Annotated in this window: 17 protein-coding genes and 1 tRNA gene; 15 read left to right on the top strand and 3 right to left on the bottom strand. The window is 70.1% G+C overall.

Annotation, left to right across the window (positions count from 1 at the left end; translation table 11 throughout):
• Nucleotides 1–2: 2 nt before the first annotated feature.
• From ACFW22_RS30880 to ACFW22_RS30905, 6 genes are all read left to right on the top strand, one after another.
• Entirely contained in the window at nucleotides 3–1,163 is a 1,161-nt protein-coding gene (locus tag ACFW22_RS30880; RefSeq protein ID WP_386410930.1) for an acyl-CoA dehydrogenase family protein, read from the top strand.
• Between the two features lie 99 nt (nucleotides 1,164–1,262).
• Nucleotides 1,263–2,126 carry a siderophore-interacting protein gene (locus ACFW22_RS30885; protein WP_386410932.1) on the top strand — a complete coding sequence of 288 codons (864 nt, stop codon included), beginning with the start codon at nucleotides 1,263–1,265 and terminating at the stop codon, nucleotides 2,124–2,126.
• A gap of 124 nt (nucleotides 2,127–2,250) precedes the next feature.
• Complete coding sequence (locus ACFW22_RS30890; protein WP_386410934.1) at nucleotides 2,251–3,723, top strand: pyridoxal phosphate-dependent decarboxylase family protein; 1,473 nt, start codon at nucleotides 2,251–2,253, stop codon at nucleotides 3,721–3,723.
• Nucleotides 3,710–4,993 carry a lysine N(6)-hydroxylase/L-ornithine N(5)-oxygenase family protein gene (locus ACFW22_RS30895; RefSeq protein WP_386410936.1) on the top strand — a complete coding sequence of 428 codons (1,284 nt, stop codon included), beginning with the start codon at nucleotides 3,710–3,712 and terminating at the stop codon, nucleotides 4,991–4,993. The genes ACFW22_RS30890 and ACFW22_RS30895 overlap by 14 nt, the downstream gene beginning before the upstream one ends.
• Entirely contained in the window at nucleotides 4,990–5,529 is a 540-nt protein-coding gene (locus ACFW22_RS30900) for a GNAT family N-acetyltransferase (protein ID WP_386410938.1), read from the top strand. The genes ACFW22_RS30895 and ACFW22_RS30900 overlap by 4 nt, the downstream gene beginning before the upstream one ends.
• Nucleotides 5,526–7,295 (top strand): IucA/IucC family protein, encoded by a 1,770-nt coding sequence (locus tag ACFW22_RS30905; protein WP_386410940.1) that lies wholly within the window; start codon nucleotides 5,526–5,528, stop codon nucleotides 7,293–7,295. Before ACFW22_RS30900 ends, ACFW22_RS30905 begins: the two co-directional genes overlap by 4 nt.
• 151 nt (nucleotides 7,296–7,446) lie before the next feature.
• Here the strand turns inward: ACFW22_RS30905 and ACFW22_RS30910 are convergent, their stop codons facing one another.
• Nucleotides 7,447–9,081, bottom strand: a complete 1,635-nt coding sequence (locus ACFW22_RS30910; protein WP_386410942.1) for a beta-N-acetylhexosaminidase — start codon at nucleotides 9,079–9,081, stop codon at nucleotides 7,447–7,449.
• A gap of 215 nt (nucleotides 9,082–9,296) precedes the next feature.
• Between ACFW22_RS30910 and ACFW22_RS30915 the strand changes: the two genes are divergently transcribed.
• A complete protein-coding gene (locus ACFW22_RS30915; RefSeq protein WP_386410944.1) occupies nucleotides 9,297–9,572 on the top strand; it encodes a hypothetical protein in 276 nt (91 codons plus the stop codon).
• A 48-nt stretch (nucleotides 9,573–9,620) separates the two neighbouring features.
• Complete coding sequence (gene glmS / locus ACFW22_RS30920; RefSeq protein ID WP_386410946.1) at nucleotides 9,621–11,438, top strand: glutamine--fructose-6-phosphate transaminase (isomerizing); 1,818 nt, start codon at nucleotides 9,621–9,623, stop codon at nucleotides 11,436–11,438.
• A gap of 169 nt (nucleotides 11,439–11,607) precedes the next feature.
• On the opposite strand, the gene ACFW22_RS30925 is transcribed toward glmS, so the two are convergent.
• On the bottom strand, nucleotides 11,608–12,174 hold the full coding sequence (locus ACFW22_RS30925) for a GPR1/FUN34/YaaH family transporter (RefSeq protein ID WP_386410948.1): 567 nt from the start codon (nucleotides 12,172–12,174) through the stop codon (nucleotides 11,608–11,610).
• A gap of 174 nt (nucleotides 12,175–12,348) precedes the next feature.
• Complete coding sequence (locus tag ACFW22_RS30930; RefSeq protein ID WP_329850960.1) at nucleotides 12,349–12,870, bottom strand: universal stress protein; 522 nt, start codon at nucleotides 12,868–12,870, stop codon at nucleotides 12,349–12,351.
• A gap of 317 nt (nucleotides 12,871–13,187) precedes the next feature.
• On the opposite strand from ACFW22_RS30930, the gene ACFW22_RS30935 reads away from it, so the two are divergent.
• The 7 genes from ACFW22_RS30935 (at nucleotide 13,188) to ACFW22_RS30965 (ending at nucleotide 21,496) form a co-directional block, all read left to right on the top strand.
• Entirely contained in the window at nucleotides 13,188–13,541 is a 354-nt protein-coding gene (locus ACFW22_RS30935) for a hypothetical protein (protein ID WP_386410951.1), read from the top strand.
• 421 nt (nucleotides 13,542–13,962) lie between these two features.
• Nucleotides 13,963–15,123: a helix-turn-helix domain-containing protein gene (locus ACFW22_RS30940; protein WP_386410954.1), complete on the top strand. Its 1,161-nt coding sequence runs from the start codon at nucleotides 13,963–13,965 to the stop codon at nucleotides 15,121–15,123.
• A gap of 144 nt (nucleotides 15,124–15,267) precedes the next feature.
• Nucleotides 15,268–15,870, top strand: a complete 603-nt coding sequence (orn, locus tag ACFW22_RS30945) for an oligoribonuclease (protein WP_386410957.1) — start codon at nucleotides 15,268–15,270, stop codon at nucleotides 15,868–15,870.
• Between the two features lie 127 nt (nucleotides 15,871–15,997).
• Nucleotides 15,998–16,070: transfer RNA gene (locus ACFW22_RS30950), tRNA-His, on the top strand.
• Between the two features lie 324 nt (nucleotides 16,071–16,394).
• Nucleotides 16,395–18,077 carry an aspartate-alanine antiporter gene (gene aspT / locus ACFW22_RS30955; RefSeq protein WP_386410961.1) on the top strand — a complete coding sequence of 561 codons (1,683 nt, stop codon included), beginning with the start codon at nucleotides 16,395–16,397 and terminating at the stop codon, nucleotides 18,075–18,077.
• 16 nt (nucleotides 18,078–18,093) lie between these two features.
• Nucleotides 18,094–19,797, top strand: a complete 1,704-nt coding sequence (gene aspT, locus ACFW22_RS30960) for an aspartate-alanine antiporter (RefSeq protein ID WP_386410964.1) — start codon at nucleotides 18,094–18,096, stop codon at nucleotides 19,795–19,797.
• 43 nt (nucleotides 19,798–19,840) lie between these two features.
• On the top strand, nucleotides 19,841–21,496 hold the full coding sequence (locus ACFW22_RS30965; protein ID WP_386410967.1) for a bifunctional aspartate transaminase/aspartate 4-decarboxylase: 1,656 nt from the start codon (nucleotides 19,841–19,843) through the stop codon (nucleotides 21,494–21,496).
• Nucleotides 21,497–21,614: the final 118 nt, after the last annotated feature.

The following is a 21,614-nucleotide window of genomic DNA, read 5'->3' on the forward strand; positions in this document are numbered from 1 at the left end:
ACATGTCCCTCGACCACCGGCTCTCCGAAGAGCACGAGGAACTCCGCCGCACCGTCGAGGAGTTCGCGCACGACGTGGTGGCGCCGAAGATCGGCGACTACTACGAGCGGCACGAGTTCCCGTACGAGATCGTCCGCGAGATGGGCCGCATGGGCCTGTTCGGCCTGCCGTTCCCCGAGGAGTACGGCGGCATGGGCGGCGACTACATGGCCCTCGGGATCGCCCTGGAGGAGCTGGCCCGGGTCGACTCCTCCGTGGCCATCACGCTGGAGGCGGGCGTCTCGCTGGGTGCGATGCCGGTCTACCGCTTCGGCACGGAGGAACAGAAGCGGGAGTGGCTGCCCAAGCTGTGCACCGGTGAGGTGCTCGGTGCGTTCGGCCTGACCGAGCCGGGTGCCGGCTCGGACGCGGGCGGTACGCGCACCACCGCCGTCCGGGACGGCGACCACTGGGTTATCAACGGCTCGAAGTGCTTCATCACCAACTCGGGCACGGACATCACGGGTCTGGTGACGGTCACGGCGGTGACCGGTCGGAAGCCCGACGGCCGACCGCTGATCTCCTCGATCATCGTGCCGTCCGGCACCCCGGGCTTCACGGTCGCGGCGCCGTACTCCAAGGTCGGCTGGAACGCCTCGGACACCCGCGAGCTGTCCTTCGACGACGTGCGCGTCCCGGTGGAGAACCTGCTGGGCGAGGAGGGCCGGGGGTACGCGCAGTTCCTGCGGATCCTGGACGAGGGGCGGATCGCGATCGCGGCGCTCGCGACGGGCCTCGCGCAGGGCTGTGTGGACGAGTCGGTCAAGTACGCGAAGGAACGTCACGCCTTCGGGTCGCCGATCAGCACGTACCAGGCCGTCCAGTTCAAGATCGCCGACATGGAGATGAAGGCGCACATGGCCCGGATCGGCTGGCGGGACGCGGCCTCGCGGCTCGTGCGCGGCGAGTCCTTCAAGAAGGAGGCGGCGATCGCGAAGCTGTACTCGTCGACGGTGGCGGTGGACAACGCCCGCGAGGCGACGCAGGTCCACGGCGGCTACGGCTTCATGAACGAGTACCCGGTGGCCCGGATGTGGCGCGACTCGAAGATCCTGGAGATCGGCGAGGGCACCAGCGAGGTCCAGCGGATGCTGATCGCACGGGAGTTGGGCCTGCCGGCCTGACCCGACGGAACCGCACGCACGAGCCCGCCGCACCCCCTGGTGCGGCGGGCTCTCCCCTACCCCCACGAGATTTAGTGAGGTTAGGCTAACCTACTTTTCATGACGCATGTCGAGACCGCTCCCTTCCAGTTCTTCTCCCTCCGGGTCGACCGAACGCGACGGCTCGGCCCGTCCCTGGTCCGGATCACCTTCACCGGGGACGACCTCAAGGCCTTCGCCTCCGGGGGCCGCGACCAGTCCCTCTCCCTCTTCCTGCCGCACCCCGGCCAAGCGGCCCCGGTCCTGCCGGCACTGGACGATCCGGACATGTACGCGATCCTCGGCGCCTGGCGCGCGATGCCGGAGGGCGAACGCGCCGTCATGCGCTCGTACACCGTCCGCGAGCAGCGCAGCGAGCCGGCCCACGAGGTCGACATCGACTTCGCCCTCCACGAGGACGGCGGCCCCGCCTGCCGCTGGGCCGGCCGCGCCGAGCCCGGCGACCGGGTCGTCGTCCTGGGTCCGGCGGTTGCCGAGAACACGGGCGTCCGCTTCCGCCTCCCCGCGGACGCCGACTCCGTCCTGATCTGGGCGGACGAGACGGCCCTCCCCGCGGCTTCGGCGATCCTGGAGTGGCTTCCGGCCGAAACCCGCGCCCGGGTGTTCCTGGAGGTGCCGTACTCCGGCGACCGGACGGAGCTCACCACCGAGGCGGACGCCACGATCAGCTGGCTCGTCCGGGAGGAGGGCGCCCCGTCCGCCGTGGACGCGGTGCGCGGCGTCGAGTTGCCCGGAACGGCCCCCTACGTCTGGATCGCGGGCGAGTCGGGCTCCGTGAAGGCGCTGCGTCGGCACTTCGTGCGGGAGCGGGGGCTCGATCGGCGCCGGGTCACCTTCGTCGGCTACTGGCGCAGGGGGCTGTCCGAGGACGCCCTGCGCGAGGTGCCGGACGAGGTACAGGAAGAGGCGCGGCAAGAAGCGTGATCCGGCCAGGTGGGCCGACATCGCGCCCCGTGGGGCGAGGGGTCATTGCAAGAGAAAGTTAGGTTAGGCTAACCTCACTTGCACGTCACTTCTCGCCCCTTCCTGCTGTCCGGAGGCATTCCCCATGCGCTCGCACCTGCTCAACGACGCGACGGCTGAGAGCTATCGGCGATCCGTCACCGAAGGAGTCGAGCGGGTGGCGAACAGACTCGCCGCGACGCGAGGCCCGTTCACCGGTGTCACACCCGCCGAACTGGCCCCCGTGATCGACGCCATCGACCTGGACCGCCCCCTGGGCGACTCCACGGCAGCCCTCGACGAACTGGAGGGCGTCTACCTCCGCGACGCGGTCTACTTCCACCACCCCCGCTACCTCGGGCACCTCAACTGCCCGGTGGTCATCCCCGCCGTCCTGGGAGAGGCCGTCCTCTCGGCGGTCAACTCCTCGCTCGACACCTGGGACCAGAGCGCCGGAGGCACCCTGATCGAGCAGCGGCTGATCGAGTGGACCGCCGGCCGGATCGGCCTCGGACCGCTCGCCGACGGCGTGTTCACCAGCGGCGGCACCCAGTCCAACCTCCAGGCCCTGCTGCTCGCCCGCGAGGAGACCGGTACCGGGGACCTGTCCAAGCTCCGGATCTTCTCCTCCGAGTGCAGCCACTTCAGCGTCCAGAAATCGGCCACCCTCCTCGGGCTCGACCGCGATGCCGTCGTCTCCGTCCCGGTCGACCGGAACAAGCGGATGCAGTCCGTCGTCCTCGCCGCCGAGCTGGAGGCCTGCCGCGCCGAGGGCCTGGTCCCGATGGCGATCGTGGCCACCGCCGGCACCACCGACTTCGGCTCCATCGACCCGCTGCCCGAGATCGCCGCCCTGGCCGCCGAGTACGGCGCCTGGATGCACGTCGACGCCGCCTACGGCTGCGGGCTGCTGGCCTCCCGGACCCGTCGCCAGCTCCTGGACGGCATCGAGCAGGCCGATTCCGTCACCGTCGACTACCACAAGTCCTTCTTCCAGCCGGTGAGTTCCTCCGCCGTCCTGGTGCGCGACGGCGCCACCCTGCGCCACGCCACCTACCACGCGGACTACCTCAACCCCCGCCAGGCGCCCGCCACGAAGGCGTCCCCCGCCACCGCAGGGCCGTGGGGAAGGGTGCCCAACCAGGTCGACAAGTCCCTCCAGACCACCCGCCGCTTCGACGCGCTCAAACTGTGGATGACCCTGCGGGTCATGGGGGCCGACGGCATCGGGGAGCTCTTCGACGAGGTCTGCGGCCTGGCCCGCGAGGGCTTCGAGCTGCTCGCCGCCGACCCGCGCTACGAGGTCGTGGTCGAACCGCAGCTCTCCACCCTCGTCTACCGCTACGTCCCGGGGGCCACCGCCTCCCCCGCCGACGTCGACCGGGCCAACCTCTACGCCCGCAAGGCGCTCTTCGCCTCCGGCGAGGCCGTCGTCGCCGGCACCAAGGTCGACGGCCGCCAGTACCTCAAGTTCACCCTGCTCAACCCCGAGACCACCACGGCCGACATCACCGCCGTCCTCGATCTGATAGCCGGCCACGCCGAGCAGTACCTGGGAGAGAACCTTGTCCACGCCTGAAACGACCAGGACGTACGACTTCATCGGTGTCGGACTCGGTCCGTTCAACCTCGGACTCGCCTGTCTGACCGAGCCGATCCGCGAACTGGACGGCCTCTTCCTGGAGTCCAAGCCGGACTTCGCATGGCACTCCGGGATGTTCCTGGAAGGCGCCCACCTCCAGACGCCGTTCATGTCGGACCTGGTCACCCTGGCCGACCCGACGTCCCCGTACTCCTTCCTCAACTACCTGAAGGAGAAGGGGCGGCTCTACTCCTTCTACATCCGCGAGAACTTCTACCCGCTGCGCGCCGAGTACGACGACTACTGCCGCTGGGCCGCCGGGAAGCTCTCCTCCATCCGCTTCTCCACGACCGTCTCCTCCGTCTCCCACGACGAGGCCGAAGCGGTCTACCTGGTGACCACGGCGGCCGGTGAGACGTTCCGCTCGCGCCGGATCGTGCTCGGCACCGGCACCCCTCCCCACGTCCCCGAGGCCTGCCGGGACCTGGGCGGCGACCTGATCCACAACTCGCGCTACGTCCCGAACAGGGCGGCGCTCCAGAAGAAGGAATCGATCACGATCGTCGGCAGCGGCCAGAGCGCCGCCGAGATCTACTACGACCTGCTGAGCGAGATCGACGTCCACGGCTACCGGCTCAACTGGGTCACCCGATCCCCGCGCTTCTTCCCGCTGGAGTACACCAAGCTCACCCTGGAAATGACCTCCCCCGAGTACGTGGACTACTTCCACGCGTTGCCGGAGGAGACCCGCTACCGCCTGGAGTCCGAGCAGAAGGGCCTCTTCAAGGGCATCAACGCCGATCTGATCGACGGGATCTTCGACCTGCTGTACCAGAAGAACCTGGCCGGCCCGGTTCCCACCCGGCTGCTCACCAACTCCGCCCTGCACAGCGCCGCGTACGACTCCGCCACCGGCACGTACGCGCTCGGCTTCCGCCAGGAGGAGCAGGGGAAGGACTTCACGGTCGAGACCGAGGGCCTGGTCCTCGCCACCGGCTACAAGTACGCCGCCCCCGACTTCCTGGAGCCGATCGAGGACCGCCTCCGCCGCGACGGGCAGGGCCGCTTCGACGTGGCCCGCAACTACTCGATCGACACCGCCGGCCGCGAGGTCTTCCTCCAGAACGCCGGCGTGCACACCCACTCGATCACCTCGCCCGACCTGGGCATGGGCCCGTACCGCAACGCGTACATCATCGGGGAGATGTTGGGTTCCGCGTACTACCCCGTCGAGAAGACCATCGCCTTCCAGGAGTTCGCGGCATGACCGTCCCGCCCGTCCGGATCCGCCCGCTCGACCCGCTGCAGGACGCCGAACTGATCCACCCCTGGGTGACGCACCCCAAGGCCGCCTTCTGGATGATGCAGGACGCACGGCTCCAGGACGTCGAGCGCGCCTACATGGAGATAGCGGCCCACCCGCACCACGACGCCTTCATCGGCCTGGTCGACGACGAGCCCGCCTTCCTGATGGAGCGGTACGACCCCGCGCGGGTCGAGCTGGTCGGGCTCTACGAGCCGCAGCCCGGTGACGTCGGCATGCACTTCCTCGTCGCTCCCACCGACACCCCCGTGCACGGCTTCACCCGCACCGTGATCACCGCCGTGATGACCGAGCTGTTCGCCGACCCGGCCACCGCCCGGGTGGTCGTCGAACCCGACGTCCGCAACACGGCCGTGCACGCCCTCAACGAGGCCGTCGGCTTCGTGCCCGAGCGCGAGGTCCAGAAGCCCGAGAAGAAGGCGCTGTTGAGCTTCTGCACCCGCGCCCAGTTCGAGACCGCCGTCGGAGCCGCCCTGTGAACCCCGTCGCACACCTCACCCCCGAGCGCTGGGCCACCGCCAACCGCGCCCTGATCCGCAAGGGCCTCGCCGAATTCGCCCACGAGCGGCTGCTCGCCCCGCGGGAACTCGGCGAAGGCCGCTACCAGGTCCTCAGCGACGACGGCACCACCGAGTACCGCTTCACCGCCGACCGCTTCGCCCTCGACCACTGGCAGGTCTACCCCGAGTCGATCAGTCGCCACCGCGGTGGGGAAGGCCTTCCGCTCGACGCGCTCCAGTTCATCACCGAGCTGCGCGGCACCCTCGGGCTGAGCGACGAGATCCTGCCGGTCTACCTGGAGGAGATCTCCTCCACCCTGGCCGGCACGGCCTTCAAGGCGAGCAAGGCACCGGTCACCTCGGCCGAGTTGGCGCGCTCCGACTTCCAAGCCGTCGAAACCGGGATGACCGAGGGCCACCCCTGCTTCGTCGCCAACAACGGCCGGCTCGGCTTCGGCGTCGACGAGTACCGGGCGTACGCCCCCGAGGCGGCGAGCGAGATCCACCTGATCTGGCTCGCCGCCCACCGCGACCGCACCACCTTCACCGCCGGGGCGGACCTGGCGTACGCGTCCTTCATCCGCGCCGAACTCGGCGACGACGCCGTCGAAGGCTTCGCCGCGGTCCTCACCGAGCGCGGCCTCGACCCGGACGACTACCTGCTGGTGCCGGTCCACCCCTGGCAGTGGTGGAACAAGCTGTCCGTCACCTTCGCCGCCGAGATCGCCCAACAGCGCCTGGTCCTGCTGGGCGAGGGCCGGGACGCCTACCTGGCGCAGCAGTCGATCCGCACCTTCTTCAACGCCTCGGACCCGGCCAAGCACTACGTCAAAACGGCCCTCTCGGTGCTCAACATGGGCTTCATGCGGGGCCTTTCGGCCACGTACATGGAGGCCACCCCGGCCATCAACGACTGGCTGCACGGGCTGATCGAGGCGGACCCGACGCTACGGGCGGCCCGCTTCTCCATCATCCGCGAGCGGGCGGCGATCGGCTACCGACACCTGGAGTACGAGGCCGCCACCGACCGCTACTCCCCCTACCGCAAGATGCTGGCCGCGCTCTGGCGCGAGTCCCCGGTGCCGTCCCTCGCCGAGGGCGAGCGGCTCGCGACGATGGCCTCGCTCCTCCACGTGGACCACGCCGGCGCGTCCTTCGCGGGCGCCCTGATCAAGGAGTCCGGCCTGGAGCCGGCCGCCTGGCTGAGGAAGTACCTCGACGCCTATCTGCTCCCGGTCCTGCACAGCTTCTACGCCTACGACCTGGCCTACATGCCGCACGGCGAGAACGTGATCCTGGTCCTCGACGAGCGCGGCGCGGTGGTCCGCGCCGTCTTCAAGGACATCGCCGAGGAGATCTGCGTGATGGACCCGACGGCGGTCCTCCCGCCGGCGGTGGAGCGCATCCGCGCCGAGGTCCCCGAGGACATGAAGCTCCTCTCGGTCTTCACGGACGTCTTCGACTGCTTCTTCCGCTTCCTGGGGGCCACCCTGGCCGCGGAGGGCGTCCTCGCCGAGGACGACTTCTGGCGGACGGTCGCACGGTGCGTGCACGACTACCGGGCCGCGAAGCCCGAGCTGGCGGACCGCTTCGCCCAGTACGACCTGTTCGCGGAGACCTTCGCGCTGTCGGCCCTCAACCGGCTCCAGCTGCGCAACAACCGGCAGATGGTGGACCTGGCGGACCCCTCGGCGGCACTCCAGCTCGTCGGCGAGCTGGCGAACCCGATCGCCCGCTTCGCCTGAGCACCCGGGACCGGGGCGGGCCCCGACGGAGTACGGTCCTCCCGCGGGGCCCCCCCCCCGTCCCCCCCTCGGGCCCGGCGGGCGCGTCCGCCCCCCTTCCCGGCGCGGGCCACACCGCCCGGCGCCGCCGGTGCCCGCACGGAGGCACCGACTACTCCGCGGGCCAGGGCACCTCCGGCGAGCGGTACCAGGTGATGCCCAGGGCATCGAAGCGGGGCGCCTGCTCGGCGAGGCGGAGCTTGTAGGCCTCCCAGTCGTGGGTGGCCGCCGGGGACCAGCCCAGTTCGGCGACGCCGGGCAGCCTCGGGAAGGCCATCAGGTCGAGGTCGCCGACGGAGGCGAGCGTCTCGGTCCACAGCGGTGCCTCGACGCCGCGGACGGCACCCTCGGGCGCGCCGGGGAGGTAGGTCGCCGGGTTCCAGTCGTACGACCTGCGGACCTCGACGTACCCGGCCCAGGCCAGGCCGAGCGGGGTGTCCTTGGTGTACTTCATGTCGAGGTAGGTCCGGTCGGCGGGGGAGAGGATCAGCCCGGTGCCGTTCCGTGCGGCTGCGGCGACCCGCTCCTTCTCCTCCGCGGGGGTGCGGTCGAGGCCCCAGTACTGGACGAGCGCGTCCTTCGCGGGGATGGCGGCGGTCAGCTGGTGCCAGCCGATGACGGTCTTGCCGTACGCGGCGACGACCGGTTGCACCTTGTTCATGAAGGTCACGTAGTCGGCCTGGCTGGTGGAGTGGGCCTCGTCGCCACCGATGTGGAGGTAGCGGCCGGGGGTGAGCGCGGCGAGCTCCCGTACGACGTCGTCGACGAAGTCGTAGGTGACGGGCTTGGGCACGCACAGGGAGCTGAAGCCGACCTTGGTCCCGGTGTAGAGGGGCGGGGCGGCGCCGTCGCAGGTGAGCTCGGGGTAGGAGGCGAGGGCCGCATTGGTGTGGCCCGGCATGTCGATCTCGGGGACGACCTCCTGGTAGCGGGAGGCGGCGTAGTCCACGATCTCCCGGTACTGGGCCTTGGTGTAGAAGCCTCCGGCGCCGCCGCCGACCTGGGTGGAGCCGCCGTGGGTGGTGAGCCGGGGCCAGGAGTCGACGGCGATGCGCCAGCCCTGGTCGTCGGAGAGGTGCAGGTGGAGGGTGTTCACCTTGTAGAGGGCGAGCTGGTCGATGAACCGCTTCACCTCGTCGACGGTGAAGAAGTGGCGGGCGACGTCGAGCATGGCACCGCGATAGGCGTAGCGCGGGGTGTCGGTGACGGTGCCGCCGGCGATCTTCCAGGGGCCGGGTTGGACGCTCTTCCGCTCGACGGCGGAGGGAAGCTGCTGGCGCAGGGTCTGGACGCCGCGGAAGAGGCCGGCGTGGGCACGGGCGGTCAGCACCAGGCCTTCGGGCGCGGAGCGGAGCCGGTAGCCCTCGTCGCCGAGTGTGGTGTCGCCGGGGTCGAGGCGGAGCCGGATGCCGCCGGCGGCGGCGCGGTCGTCGACGACGGGCAGCGGGAAGCCGGTGGCGGGGCGGAGGAGTCCGGCGAGGTAGCCGCCGAGCTCCCGGGACTCCCGGGAGGTCTCGTCGACGCCGATGGTGGTGGCGGCGGTGAGCGTGTAGGGCTCGCCCTCGGGGGCGACGGAGACGGGCGCGGGCACGATCCGGCCGAGCGGGCGGACCTCCGGTTCGACGGCGGCCCGGCCGGGCGCCTTGGCATCGGCTCCGTCGGGAGCGGCCTCGCCGCAGCCGACTCCGGCGGTCGCGAACAGGAGCAGGGATCCGATCAGACGTGGAATCGTTCGGCGCTGTCTCATGGGCGGGCTCCCTCGGGTGGTCAACGCGTCCGTCGTCCTGTTGATCGTCACGTCCTGGTTCTGTATATCCCCTCGGCCGCCCCGTGTATCGCTGCCTCCTCCGGAGGGTCATGGTCTGGACCAAGAGGCCTTTTCCCTCCACGAAACAGACTCCACCTGCCCGATTTCGGGCAGGATTCTTGCAAAGGATAGGGGGGAGCCCTCAATATTCACGGGTGCTCGAACACCGCCCGTCGCACGACGACCTCATCGACCACCTGGTCCGCAGCACCGCGCTCCAGCGCGGTGAGGCCGCCCGGGTCGTGCTCGACGTGCTGGCGTACTTCGACGAGACGACCGAGGAGTTCGTCCGCCGCCGCCACCGCGAGCTGCAGTCCGGCGGCGCCGTGAACGCCGAGATCTTCGAGCGCATCGCAGCGGAACTGCCGCACCGGGCCGTGGCTCCGCCGGAGCTCTCCCTCCGGCAGCTGCGCCGCATCGTCTACGGCTGAGCGCCGCCCGCTTGAGCACGTCCACCAACCTGGAGGGGTTTCACCTTTATGTGCGGAATTGTCGGTTACATCGGTAAGCGCGACGTTGCCCCGCTGCTGCTCGAGGGCCTGGCGCGCCTCGAGTACCGGGGATACGACTCGGCCGGCATGGTCGTCACCAGCCCGAAGTCCTCCGGCCTGAAGATGGTCAAGGCCAAGGGACGCGTGCGCGACCTGGAGGCCCGCGTCCCCAAGCGCTTCACCGGCACCACCGGCATCGCCCACACCCGCTGGGCCACCCACGGCGCCCCCAGCGACATCAACTCGCACCCGCACCTCGACCCGGAGAACAAGGTCGCGGTCGTCCACAACGGCATCGTGGACAACGCCCAGGAGCTCCGCGCCAAGCTGGAGGCCGACGGCGTCGTCTTCGCCTCCGAGACGGACACCGAGGTCATCACCCACCTGATCGCCCGCTCCCCGGCCGAGACGCTGGAGGAGAAGGTCCGCGAGGCGCTCAAGGCCATCGAGGGCACCTACGGCATCGCCGTGATGCACGCCGACTTCAACGACCGCATCGTGGTGGCCCGCAACGGCTCCCCGGTCATCCTCGGCATCGGCGAGAAGGAAATGCTCGTCGCCTCCGACGTCGCGGCCCTGATCGCCCACACCCGCCAGGTCGTCACCCTCGACGACGGCGAGATGGCCACCCTCAAGGCCGACGACTTCCGGACCTACACCACCTCGGGCGCCTCCACCACGGCCACCCCCGAGACCGTCGAGTGGGAGGCCGCCTCCTACGACATGGGCGGCCACGACACGTTCATGCACAAGGAGATCTCCGAGCAGCCCGACGCGGTCGACCGCGTGCTGCGCGGCCGCATCGACGACCGCTTCTCCACCGTGCACCTGGGCGGCCTGAACCTGGACCCGCGCGAGGCCCGCACCATCCGCCGGATCAAGATCCTCGGCTGTGGCACCTCGTACCACGCCGGCCTCATCGGGGCCGGGCTCATCGAGTCCATGGCCCGCATCCCCGCCGACGCCGAGCCGGCCTCCGAGTTCCGCTACCGCAACCCGGTCGTGGACCCCGACACCCTCTACATCGCCGTCTCCCAGTCCGGTGAGACCTACGACGTGCTCGCCGCCGTGCAGGAGCTCAAGCGCAAGGGCGCCCGCGTCCTCGGCGTGGTCAACGTGGTCGGCTCGGCGATCGCCCGCGAGGCCGACGGCGGCGTGTACGTCCACGCCGGCCCCGAGGTCTGCGTGGTCTCCACCAAGTGCTTCACCAACACGGTCGTCGCCTTCGCGCTGCTCGCCCTGCACCTCGGCCGCATCCGCGACCTGTCCGTCACCGACGGCAAGCGGATCATCGAGGGCCTGCGCAAGCTGCCGGCGCAGATCGAGGAGATCCTCAAGAACGAGGACGAGATCAAGCAGCTCGCGGAGGAGTACGCGGGCGCCCAGTCGATGATGTTCATCGGCCGCGTGCGCGGCTATCCGGTCGCCCTGGAGGCCTCCCTCAAGCTGAAGGAGATCTCCTACATCCACGCCGAGGCCTACCCGGCCTCCGAGCTGAAGCACGGCCCGCTCGCCCTCATCGAGCCGGCCCTCCCGACGGTCGCGATCGTCCCCGACGACGACCTGCTGGAGAAGAACCGCGCCGCCCTGGAAGAGATCAAGGCCCGCAGCGGCCGGATCCTCGCGGTCGCCCACCAGGAGCAGGAGAAGGCGGACCACACCATCGTGGTCCCGAAGAACGAGGACGAGCTCGACGCCATCCTGATGGGCATCCCGCTCCAGCTGTTCGCCTACCACACCGCGCTCGCCATGGGCCGTGACATCGACAAGCCGCGCAACCTGGCGAAGTCCGTCACCGTCGAGTAGGCCCCCAAGACGTCGCGGCCGAGGCGCGGCGCCCGGGCCTGTCCCCCGGACGCCGCGCCCTTCCGGGCCTGTCCCCCGGAACCTCGGCCGGACACCCAGCGGTCCCCGTGCACACCTCCCGTGCACGGGGACCGCTGCTTTCGGGGCGCCCGCCCGGGCGCCCCTCCCGTCAGCCGGCGGCCGGGGCGCCGTCCCCCGCCGCGCGGCGCAGGGCCATCGGCCAGCCGGCGACCGCGGCCGTGGCGCCGTACCAGGCGACCAGGCCGGCGACCGCGGCGACCCAGCCGCCCGCCTTGCCGAGAGCACCGTTGTCCGCGAGGGCGCCTATGCCGAGCAGGAGCAGCGCGACGCACAGCAGGCCGTAGACGCCCTGGCCGAAGAGCCCGCTGCCCGAGGCCGCCATGGTCAGCGTGAGCGCCAGGAGCGCCCACAGGAGCAGGAAGAGCCCCATGGCGTCGGCCGAGGCCTGACCGCCCGCTCCGCTGCCCCAGGTGAACCAGAAGGCGCCGAGCGCCGCGTACGCCGTGCCTTCGCCCTTGTCGCCCGCGCGCAGGGCGAGCATGCCGACGAGGAAGAGGGTCACGCCGCCGACCCAGGTGGCGAGACCTGCGGCATCCGCTGCCGCGACGTTGTCGATGACTCCGGTCCCACCCAGGCCGAAGGCCAACAGGGTCAGTCCGAGCGCCAGGTGGCCGAGCGTGGAGACGGTGTTTCCCGCGGCGACTTCGTTGTTCACGGCGGGCTCCCTTCAGGTGTGCAGTTGTCCTGCGTGAGCTGCTGCGTTCCGTGGCCTTTATCTACCCTTCACAAGCACACAATTCACCTGAGGGAGGCCGAATTTATGGCTGGATGACGGCAGTTGGGGGAGCGATCTGACGGGACGAACGAGACGGGAGGGAACCGGCCCCGGTTACGGGATGACGATGACGGGCCGCTGCGCACGGCGCGCGAGGCGCCCGGCGACCGAGCCGAAGATCCGGCCGACGATCCCGTGCGTGGAGCCGACCACGATCGCGTCGGCCGAGTACTCGCGGCCGACCTCCTCCAACTCGTGGCAGATGTCGCCGCCGCGCTCGACCAGGATCCACGGCACCTCGGCGAGGTGCTCGGCGCAGGCCAGTTCCAGACCGAGGACCTCGGTGCGGTGGTCCGGGACGTCGACGAAGACCGGGGGCTCGCAACCGGCCCAGACCGTGGTGGGCAGTCGATTCGCCACGTGCACGATGATCAGGCCCGATCCGGAGCGACGGGCCATGCCGATGGCGTACGCGAGGGCACGCTCACTGGACATGGAGCCGTCGAAACCGACGACCACCCCGTGCCGGAAGGCAGGGTCGCAGGCATGACGTGGCTGTTCCACCGCGAGGGGGTCGACCGTGGAGTCGGCGACGCGCTTGCGGTCCGCGGGTTCGGGGAATTCGTGACCGGCCATCGGTGTCTCGGCGAAGAGGGTCCTCGTGAGAAGGGACGGGAAGGGGGGACGAACGGCGAGGGGCGGTGGAGCTGTGTCCGGGAATCATCTTCCCAAGCCCATACCCCCAAGGGTACGGCGACACTCCTCTCCTACCCAGAGCCCGCCGCCTCACTCCCGGCGTTCCAGGGAGCATGCACGAGGGGTTCGGCATCTGGCAATGCCGGATGTGCCCTACAGGAGTCCGTACGGGGGCCAAACGGACGTCGCCGAGAGTGACCGGAACGTTCCGTTCCTCGTTGCCACAGGTCCAGCCCACCGTCGCAGGGAGACCGCCCGTGCCCGCACCACCGACCACTGACGGCCCGACCTCCGCACCCCCCGCCCCCACGGTCGGCGCGCCCCGCGGTCGACGCCGGATGTCCGCCGCCTCCCCCGCCACCGGTGCGGAACCGGCTCCGGAGGCGAGGACGGGCGCGGAGGCGTCGGAGCAGGCGGGCGACGTCGTCCGCTGGGCGGCCTTCTGCTGCGTCCTGGTCCCCGTGGTGCTCCTCGCCTACGGCACTTCGCTCGGCGGGGCCGCCGGGACCGCGCTCGGCCTGGTCTCGGTGACGGCGACCTGTCGGCTGCTGCTGCGCCGCTCGGAGCGCGGACTACGGGCGGAAACGGTCCGTTCCGGGCACCGGAACTAGCCCCCGAGGGGGCGCGGAGCGGCTCCGCACCCCTTCGAGTTGACAGGTTCGCACACCCGACCCCATATGTTTTCGGCCAAGTTCCATTTATCGACAGCTCGGTGGCGGAACGGTTGGCCAACCCTGCCACCAGGAGCCCCGGAAGCCTTGCCGTGAAGGCCCACACCCCGCTCGTACGGGGGCGTTCGACACGGGGCGGCATCCCCCGGGGGTCACCGGAGGGATGACGTCGCGATCGATCGCTTCACGCCAAGTGGCCTTGTCGACAATCCACCGGATGGAGAACTTGTCACGCCGGTGGCACGGGACACAGTAGATTCGATCATGGGTACCGAAGACTGGGGTCTCGTGCAAAACCGAGGGGAAACGTGCAGGAGCGACACGACCAGGGAGACGCGAACACCGAGGGGGGCTTAGCGTCATGAGCCAGGACTCCACCGCACCGGAGGCCGCACGGAAGTTGTCCGGGCGCCGCCGTCGCGAAGTCGTCGCGGTGCTGCTGTTCAGCGGCGGCCCCATCTTCGAGAGCTCCATCCCGCTCTCCGTGTTCGGCATCGACCGGCAGGACGCCGGAGTGCCCCGCTACCGGCTGCTCGTCTGCGCCGGCGAAGAGGGGCCGTTGCGGACCACCGGCGGGCTCGAACTCACCGCGCCGTACGGCCTGGAGGCGATCAGCCGCGCCGGGACCGTCGTCGTACCGGCCTGGCGGTCGATCACTTCGCCGCCACCGCCGGAGGCGCTCGAAGCGCTGCGCCGCGCACACGAAGAAGGGGCCAGGATCGTCGGGCTGTGCACCGGGGCGTTCGTCCTCGCCGCGGCCGGACTGCTCGACGGCCGTCCGGCGACCACGCACTGGATGTACGCGCCGACGCTCGCCAAGCGCTATCCGTCGGTCCACGTGGACCCGCGGGAGCTCTTCGTCGACGACGGGGACGTGCTGACCTCCGCCGGCACCGCGGCCGGAATCGATCTCTGTCTGCACATCGTGCGGACCGACCACGGCACCGAGGCCGCGGGCGCGCTCGCGCGCCGGCTGGTCGTGCCGCCACGACGCAGCGGCGGCCAGGAGCGCTACCTCGACAGGTCTTTACCAGAAGAGATCGGCGCCGACCCGCTCGCCGAGGTCGTCGCCTGGGCGCTGGAGCACCTCCACGAGCAGTTCGACGTGGAGACCCTGGCGGCCCGTGCCTACATGTCACGGCGGACCTTCGACCGCCGGTTCCGCTCGCTGACGGGTTCCGCCCCGCTCCAGTGGCTGATCACCCAGCGGGTGTTGCAGGCGCAGCGGCTCCTGGAGACCTCCGACTACTCGGTCGACGAGGTCGCCGGTCGGTGCGGCTTCCGCTCCCCGGTGGCGCTGCGCGGCCACTTCCGGCGGCAGCTCGGCTCCTCGCCGGCCGCCTACCGGGCGGCGTACCGCGCCCGTCGGCCGCAGGGCGAGGCCGGCACGGCCCTGCTCGAACCCGCGGTGCCCGCCCAGGGGACCGCGGGACTCCGCAGGGCGCTGGAGCCGGGCAAGCCCCCGTCGGACGCGTACGCACCCGGCCGGCCGGCCCTGCCGGGCCAGCGCAGCGCGCCGTAACCAGACCGCCGCCGCCACAAGCGGCGCGATGCAGGACCGACGGGCCCCCGGGGACACCTCCCCCGGGGGCCCGTCGGTCCGTCCGGAGAAGCCCGCGCCGCGCGGCCCGGCCCGATCGACAGCACACGCCCTAAGGTAGGACGCATGAACGATCGCATGGTGTGGATCGACTGCGAGATGACCGGGCTCTCGCTGACGGACGACGCACTCATCGAGGTGGCCGCACTGGTCACCGACTCGGAACTGAACGTGCTCGGCGACGGTGTGGACATCGTGATCCGCCCGCCGGACGCGGCCCTGGAGACCATGCCGGAGATCGTGCGCCAGATGCACACCTCCTCGGGACTGCTCGACGCGCTGGCCGGCGGGACCACCCTCGCCGACGCGGAGGCCCAGGTCCTCGCGTACATCCGCGAGCACGTGAAGGAGCCGGGCAAGGCGCCGCTGTGCGGGAACTCGGTCTCCACCGACCGCGGCTTCCTCGCGCGCGACATGCCCGCCCTGGAGGGCCACCTGCACTACCGGATCGTGGACGTCTCCTCGATCAAGGAGCTGGCCCGCCGCTGGTACCCCAGGGCGTACTTCAACAGTCCGGAGAAGAACGGCAACCACCGGGCGCTCGCCGACATCCGCGAGTCGATCGCCGAGCTGCGCTACTACCGCGAGGCCGTCTTCGTCCCGCAGCCCGGCCCGGACTCGGAGACCGCGAAGCAGATCGCGGCCCGCCACGTGCTGCCCGCGGAGTGACCATCCGCTCGCGCCTCCGGGTCCTTCGGAAAACCCTCCGGGGAAACGCGGGCGCGAGCACCCCCCAGAACCCTGTAGACTTCTTCTCGGCCGGTCGGGGAAACCTTCGGGAAAACCGCCGGTCGTGGTGGGTATAGCTCAGCTGGTAGAGCACCTGGTTGTGGTCCAGGATGTCGCGGGTTCGAGTCCCGTTACTCACCCTGAAGGCCGAGGGCCCGGTTCGAAAGAACCGGGCCCTCGGTCGTTTCCGCACGTCCCCGCCCGATGCGGAAGGGCCGGGGGGCCTCCGCCTCCCCCGGCCCGACGGTCGACGTGACGGAGCCCACACGGGAAGCCCGACCCGGGGCGGGCCGCTGCCGACCGCACCCCCGGACGGCCGTCACGACACCCCCCTCGACCCGAGGCCTTCCACGCACGACCACTCGTACGGGTGAGGCGTTGATCCACTCCATCCACGCCCCTGCTAGCTTCCCCTTATGTCGCATATTGCAAGATTCAAGACATATCGGGCAGGGTGAGGCTGCGTGGGAGTCCTGCGTGACAACCCGGAACTCGCCCTCTTCCTCTGCCTCTCGGCCGGCTATCTCCTCGGCAAGCTCCGGGTCGGCCCGATCACGCTCGGCGGCATCTGCGGCACGCTGATCGTCGCCCTGCTCCTCGGCGCCTGGACGAAGATCACCCTCTCCGAGGACGTGAAGACGATCTTCTTCGCGCTCTTCATCTTCTCGCTCGGCTATCTGGCGGGTCCGCAGTTCTTCGCGAACCTCAACAGGAAGAGCCTGCGCTTCTTCGTCCTCTGCCTGATCGAGGTCGTCTGCGTCGTCGGCATCGCCCTCGGCCTGGCCGGGGCCTTCGACCTCGACGTCGGCACCGCAGCGGGCATCCTCGCCGGCGCGGCCACCGAGTCCGCGGTCGTCGGCACGGCCACCGAGGCCATCGGCCAGCTCTCCGACCTGACCCAGCAGCAGATCACCGAGTACCAGGGGCACGTGGCCACCGCGTACACGGTCTGCTACCTCTTCGGCCTCGTCACCATCGTCATCTACACCAGCCAGATCATGCCGATGCTGATGCGCATCAACCTCCGCGACGCCTCCCGCTCCCTGTGGGAGCGGATGCGGGGCTCCGGCGGCGGCCTGGAGCCCGACGAGCGGGAGGCGCTCCCCGGCATGGTCGGCCGGACGTTCCTGGTCACGGTCGCGGACGGCGCCGTCGTCTCCCAACTGGAGCAACGGAACGGCAACCGGGTCACCATCGAGGCCGTGAAGCGGGGCGACAAGGTCCTCACCCCTCCCCCGCCGGACTTCGAACTGACCCTCTCCGACCTGGTCCTGGTGGTGGGACGCCGGTCGAACATCATCGCGGCCGGACGCCAGATCGGCCCCGAGACCCCGGCGATCCCCGGCCTGGACACCCCGCTCGCCACCACCCAGGTGTCCCTGACGGACCGGTCTGCGGTCGGCAAGTCCCTGGACACCCTGGCCAGGGAGCATCCGGAGTTCACCTCGGGCGGGGTGTACGTGACGGACGTGCTGCGCAACGAGCAGCACCTGCCGGCGACTCCGGAGACCGTCGTGCACCGCGGCGACGTGCTCACCCTGGTGGGTGCCCGCTCGGGCCTCGGCAGGCTGGCGGCGAAGGTCGGGGCGACCGTGAAGAACGACGCCACCGACTTCATCTACCTGGGCCTGGGGATCGCCTGCGGATCCCTGCTCGGGCAGGTCGTGGTCACGTTCGGAGACGTTCCGATGTCCTTGGGCACCGGCGGCGGCTGTCTGGTCTCCGGGCTGCTCTTCGGCTGGTTCCGCTCCCGGACCCAGACCTTCGGCGCCTTCCCCCCGCAGGCCGCCACCACCCTGAAGGACATGGGCCTGGCGATCTTCATCGCCTGCACCGGCCTGGTGTCGGGACCGCAGGCGTGGCCGCTGCTGAAGGAGTACGGGGCGCTGCTGCCGTTCGCGGGGATCGCCATGGTCCTGGTGCCGGCGACGATCTCGCTGATCGTCGGCCGCAAGCTGCTGAAGATCGAGGAACCGCTCCTCATCGGTGCCATCGCGGGCCAGCAGTGCTCCACGCCGGCGATCACCTCCGTGACGCAGGTGGCACAGAGTTCGGTCCCGATGCTCGGCTACACGATCACGTACACGCTCTCGAACTTCCTGCTCCCGCTGACCGGCCCGCTGCTCGTCGGCATCCTCGGGGCCTGAGGGGAGACCTCGCCACATGACCGACTTCCTCAACCGGAACGTCTTCGACCCCCATCCCGAGCTGCTGGTCTTCCTCACCGTCGCGCTCGGCTTCCTCTTCGGCAAGCTCCGCTACAAGGCGATCGCGCTCGGTGCCGTCACCGGCTGCCTGGTGGCGGGGCTCCTGATGGGCGCACGCTTCGAGATCACCATCGACGACACGATGAAGAACCTGTTCTTCACCATGTTCCTCTTCGCCCTCGGCTACAAGGTCGGCCCCCAGTTCTTCCGGGGGCTGAAGAAGGACGGCCTGCCGCAGGTCGTCAACGCGGTCGTGGTCTGTGTGACCGGCCTCCTGGTCTCCTGGGGCTTCGCCGTGATGCTGGGGTACGGCCCCGGGCTCTCCGCCGGCCTGCTGGGCGGTGCGCTCACCCAGTCCGCCGTGATCGGCGTCGCCCAGGACGCCATCGGGAACCTCCCCGGGCTCTCCGCCGACCAGATCAAGACCGAGGGCAACCTGGTCGCCATCGGCTACGCCGTCACCTACCCGCTGGGCACGATCCTGTGCGCGATGCTCCTCGCCAACGTCCTGCCCAAGCTCTACCGGCGGGACCTGGCGGCCGAGTCGGCGCGGCTGGCGGCCGAGCTGGACGCCCCGGGGGACAACCCCGACCTGGCCGACGGCTACTACGAGGTCGTCCTCCGCGCCTACGAGATGGACCACTCCCCGCTCGTCGGCCGCACCATCGACGACTTCGAGAACCAGCAGAAGGAGCTGGGACACCGCATCTACATCACCCGGGTGCGGCGCGGGGGAAAGATCCTCGCGCACGACCAGCAGACCGTGCTGCGGTCCGGAGACGTGCTCGCGGTCAGCGCCCTGCGCGGCTCGCTCGTCGACTTCGACGCCGGCACCCAGATCGGTGCCGAGACCGACGACGTGGAACTGCTCGGCTACGAGACCGAGACGCTGCACGTGGTCGCCTCGGAGAAGGCCCACCTGGGGCAGACGGTCGCCGAGCTGCGCCGGGAGCCGTTCATGGTCGGCGTGTACGTCGACAAGCTCTACCGCTCGGGTGCCGAGTTCCCGTACCGGCTCTCCACGAAGCTGGAGCGCGGCGACACGGTCGTCCTGAGCGGTCCGAAGCGCTTGGTGGACCCGGCCGGCAAGGCGATCGGCACGCCGGTGCCGACCTCCTTCGCCACCGACATGCTCTGGGTGGGCCTCGGCATCTTCCTCGGCGGCTGCATCGGCATCCCCGCCCTGACCCTCTCGGGCGTCCCGATCTCCCTGTCGACCTCCGGCGGCGCGCTGATCATGGGCCTGGTGTTCGGCTGGATCCGCGGCAAGTACCCGACGTACGGGAACGTGCCGCCGGGGGCCCAGTGGTTCATGGACACCCTCGGGCTCTGCCTCTTCGTCGCGGTCGTCGGCATCAACGCCGGGCCGAGCTTCACCAGCGGTCTGTCGGCGGCCGGCTGGGGGCTCCTCGTCTGGGGTGCGGTGGCGACGGTGGTGCCGCTGGTCGTGGGCTTCCTCGTCGGTCACCACGTCCAGAAGATCCGCTTCCCGATCCTGATGGGCGTCCTGGCGGGCGGCCAGACCACGACCGCGGCGATCGGTGCGATCAACGAGCAGTCCAAGTCCCAGATCCCGACCCTCGGGTACACGATCCCCTACGCGGTGGGCAACGTCCTGCTGACCATCTGGGGCGCCGTGATCGTCATCCTCAACCACTGACCCCGCCCCGATTCGAAACCCCTACGCAGCCAAGGAAGTCGCCGTGCCCAAGACCACGTTCACCCGCCAGGAGATCCAGTCCTTCGCACAGCTTTCGCCGTTCGAGCTGAAGGACAAGTTCCTCCAGCTCGCACGGGCCGCCCAGAAGGGCGAGCCCGGCCAGAAGGAGAAGTCGCAGAGCCAGATGCTCAATGCGGGCCGCGGCAATCCGAACTGGGTCGCCACCGGCCCGCGCGAGGCGTTCTTCGCGCTCGGTTACTTCTCCCTCGCGGAGTCCCGCCGGGTCTGGACCGCCGACAACCTCGGCGGCATGCCCGAACTCATCGGCTCCGGAGGCCGTTTCGACGCCTTCGTCCGCCGCCACCCGGATCTGCCGGGCATCGAGATGCTGCAGGACTGCGTGGAGCACGCGGTCGAACGCTTCGGGTTCGACAAGGACGCCTTCGTGCACGAGCTGACCGACAGCACGATCGGCGACAACTACCCGGTACCGGACCGCATGCTGCCGCACGTCGAGCAGATCGTCCGCGGCTACCTGCACGACGAGATGTTCGACGGGCGACCGCCGGCCGGGAACCTGTCGCTGTTCGCGACCGAGGGCGGTACCGCCGCCATGTGTTACGTCTTCGACTCCCTGCTGAAGAACGGGATCCTGCAGAAGGGCGACCGGATCGCGCTCATGGTGCCGGTCTTCACCCCGTACATCGAGATCCCCGAGCTCGACACCTATGAGTTCGACGTCGTCACCGTGCGCGCGAGCCTCTTCGCGGAGACCGGCGTGCGCGAGTGGCGCTACCCGGCGGAGGAGGTCGAGAAGCTGGCCGACCCCTCGGTCAAGCTGGTCTGCGTCGTCAATCCCTCCAACCCCCCCTCGCTGGCGATGAGCCAACGGGTGGCGCAGCAGATCAAGGACATCGTCGCCGGCCCGAACCCGAACCTGCTGGTCGTCACGGACGACGTGTACGGCACCTTCGTGGAGGGCTTCCGCTCGCTCGCGGCCGACCTCCCCCGCAACACGTTGCTCGTGTACTCGTACTCCAAGCACTACGGCTGCACCGGCCACCGGCTGGGCGTCATCGGCCTGCACGACGACAACGTGATCGACGAGATGATCGCGGACCTGCCCGCGGCGGTGAAGGACCGGCTCGACAGGCGCTACGGCACGCTCTCCCTGGAACCGGCGAAGATCCGCTTCATCGACCGGCTGGTGGCCGACTCCCGGCAGGTCGCCCTCAACCACACGGCCGGGCTCTCCCTGCCCCAGCAGGTGATGATGGCGCTCTTCTCCCTCTTCGACATGCTGGAGGAGGGCCAGGCCTACAAGCGGAAGATCCGGGACATCGTGCGGCAGCGGCTCGACCTGCTCCTCGAAGGCGCCCAGATGAAGATCGCCGGCGACCCGGAGCGGGCCGGGTACTACATCGAACTCGACCTCCTCGCAGAGGCGGAGCGGGTGCACGGCAAGGACTTCGCGGACTTCCTGGAGAAGAACTACGAACCGGTGGACCCGCTGTTCCGGCTCGCCGAGCAGACCAGCGTCGTGCTCCTCAACGGCGGCGGCTTCGACGGCCCCGAGTGGTCGGTCCGCGTCTCGCTGGCGAACCTGGACGACCTGGACTACCTGAAGATCGGCCATCACCTGCGGGCGATCTTCAACGACTACGCGGAGGAGTGGAAGCTCTCGCGGGCGCCCTCGTAGCGGGAAGGGGACGCGCCCCGGTCGGGGGGGTGCCTCTATGTCCTTCGTCAAGGTCGAGCGCGTCATGCGGCGGCCGGTTCGGGGGTGCGGGTCTCGTAGAAGGTCCCGTCGCGGAGCA

Source organism: Streptomyces sp. NPDC058872 (genome assembly GCF_042743065.1).
Classification (GTDB): Bacteria; Actinomycetota; Actinomycetes; order Streptomycetales; family Streptomycetaceae; genus Streptomyces.

Bases quoted from the DNA above. Each gene is read 5' to 3' on its own strand.
- ACFW22_RS30885 (WP_386410932.1), top strand. From the start codon at position 1,263: ATGACGCATGTCGAGACCGCTCCCTTCCAGTTCTTCTCCCTCCGGGTC.
- ACFW22_RS30940 (WP_386410954.1), top strand. From the start codon at position 13,963: ATGAGCCAGGACTCCACCGCACCGGAGGCCGCACGGAAGTTGTCCGGG.
- ACFW22_RS30900 (WP_386410938.1), top strand. From the start codon at position 4,990: ATGACCGTCCCGCCCGTCCGGATCCGCCCGCTCGACCCGCTGCAGGAC.
- ACFW22_RS30880 (WP_386410930.1), top strand. From the start codon at position 3: ATGTCCCTCGACCACCGGCTCTCCGAAGAGCACGAGGAACTCCGCCGC.
- aspT (WP_386410964.1), top strand. From the start codon at position 18,094: ATGACCGACTTCCTCAACCGGAACGTCTTCGACCCCCATCCCGAGCTG.
- ACFW22_RS30910 (WP_386410942.1), bottom strand. From the start codon at position 9,081: ATGAGACAGCGCCGAACGATTCCACGTCTGATCGGATCCCTGCTCCTG.
- orn (WP_386410957.1), top strand. From the start codon at position 15,268: ATGAACGATCGCATGGTGTGGATCGACTGCGAGATGACCGGGCTCTCG.
- ACFW22_RS30890 (WP_386410934.1), top strand. From the start codon at position 2,251: ATGCGCTCGCACCTGCTCAACGACGCGACGGCTGAGAGCTATCGGCGA.
- ACFW22_RS30930 (WP_329850960.1), bottom strand. From the start codon at position 12,870: ATGGCCGGTCACGAATTCCCCGAACCCGCGGACCGCAAGCGCGTCGCC.
- glmS (WP_386410946.1), top strand. From the start codon at position 9,621: ATGTGCGGAATTGTCGGTTACATCGGTAAGCGCGACGTTGCCCCGCTG.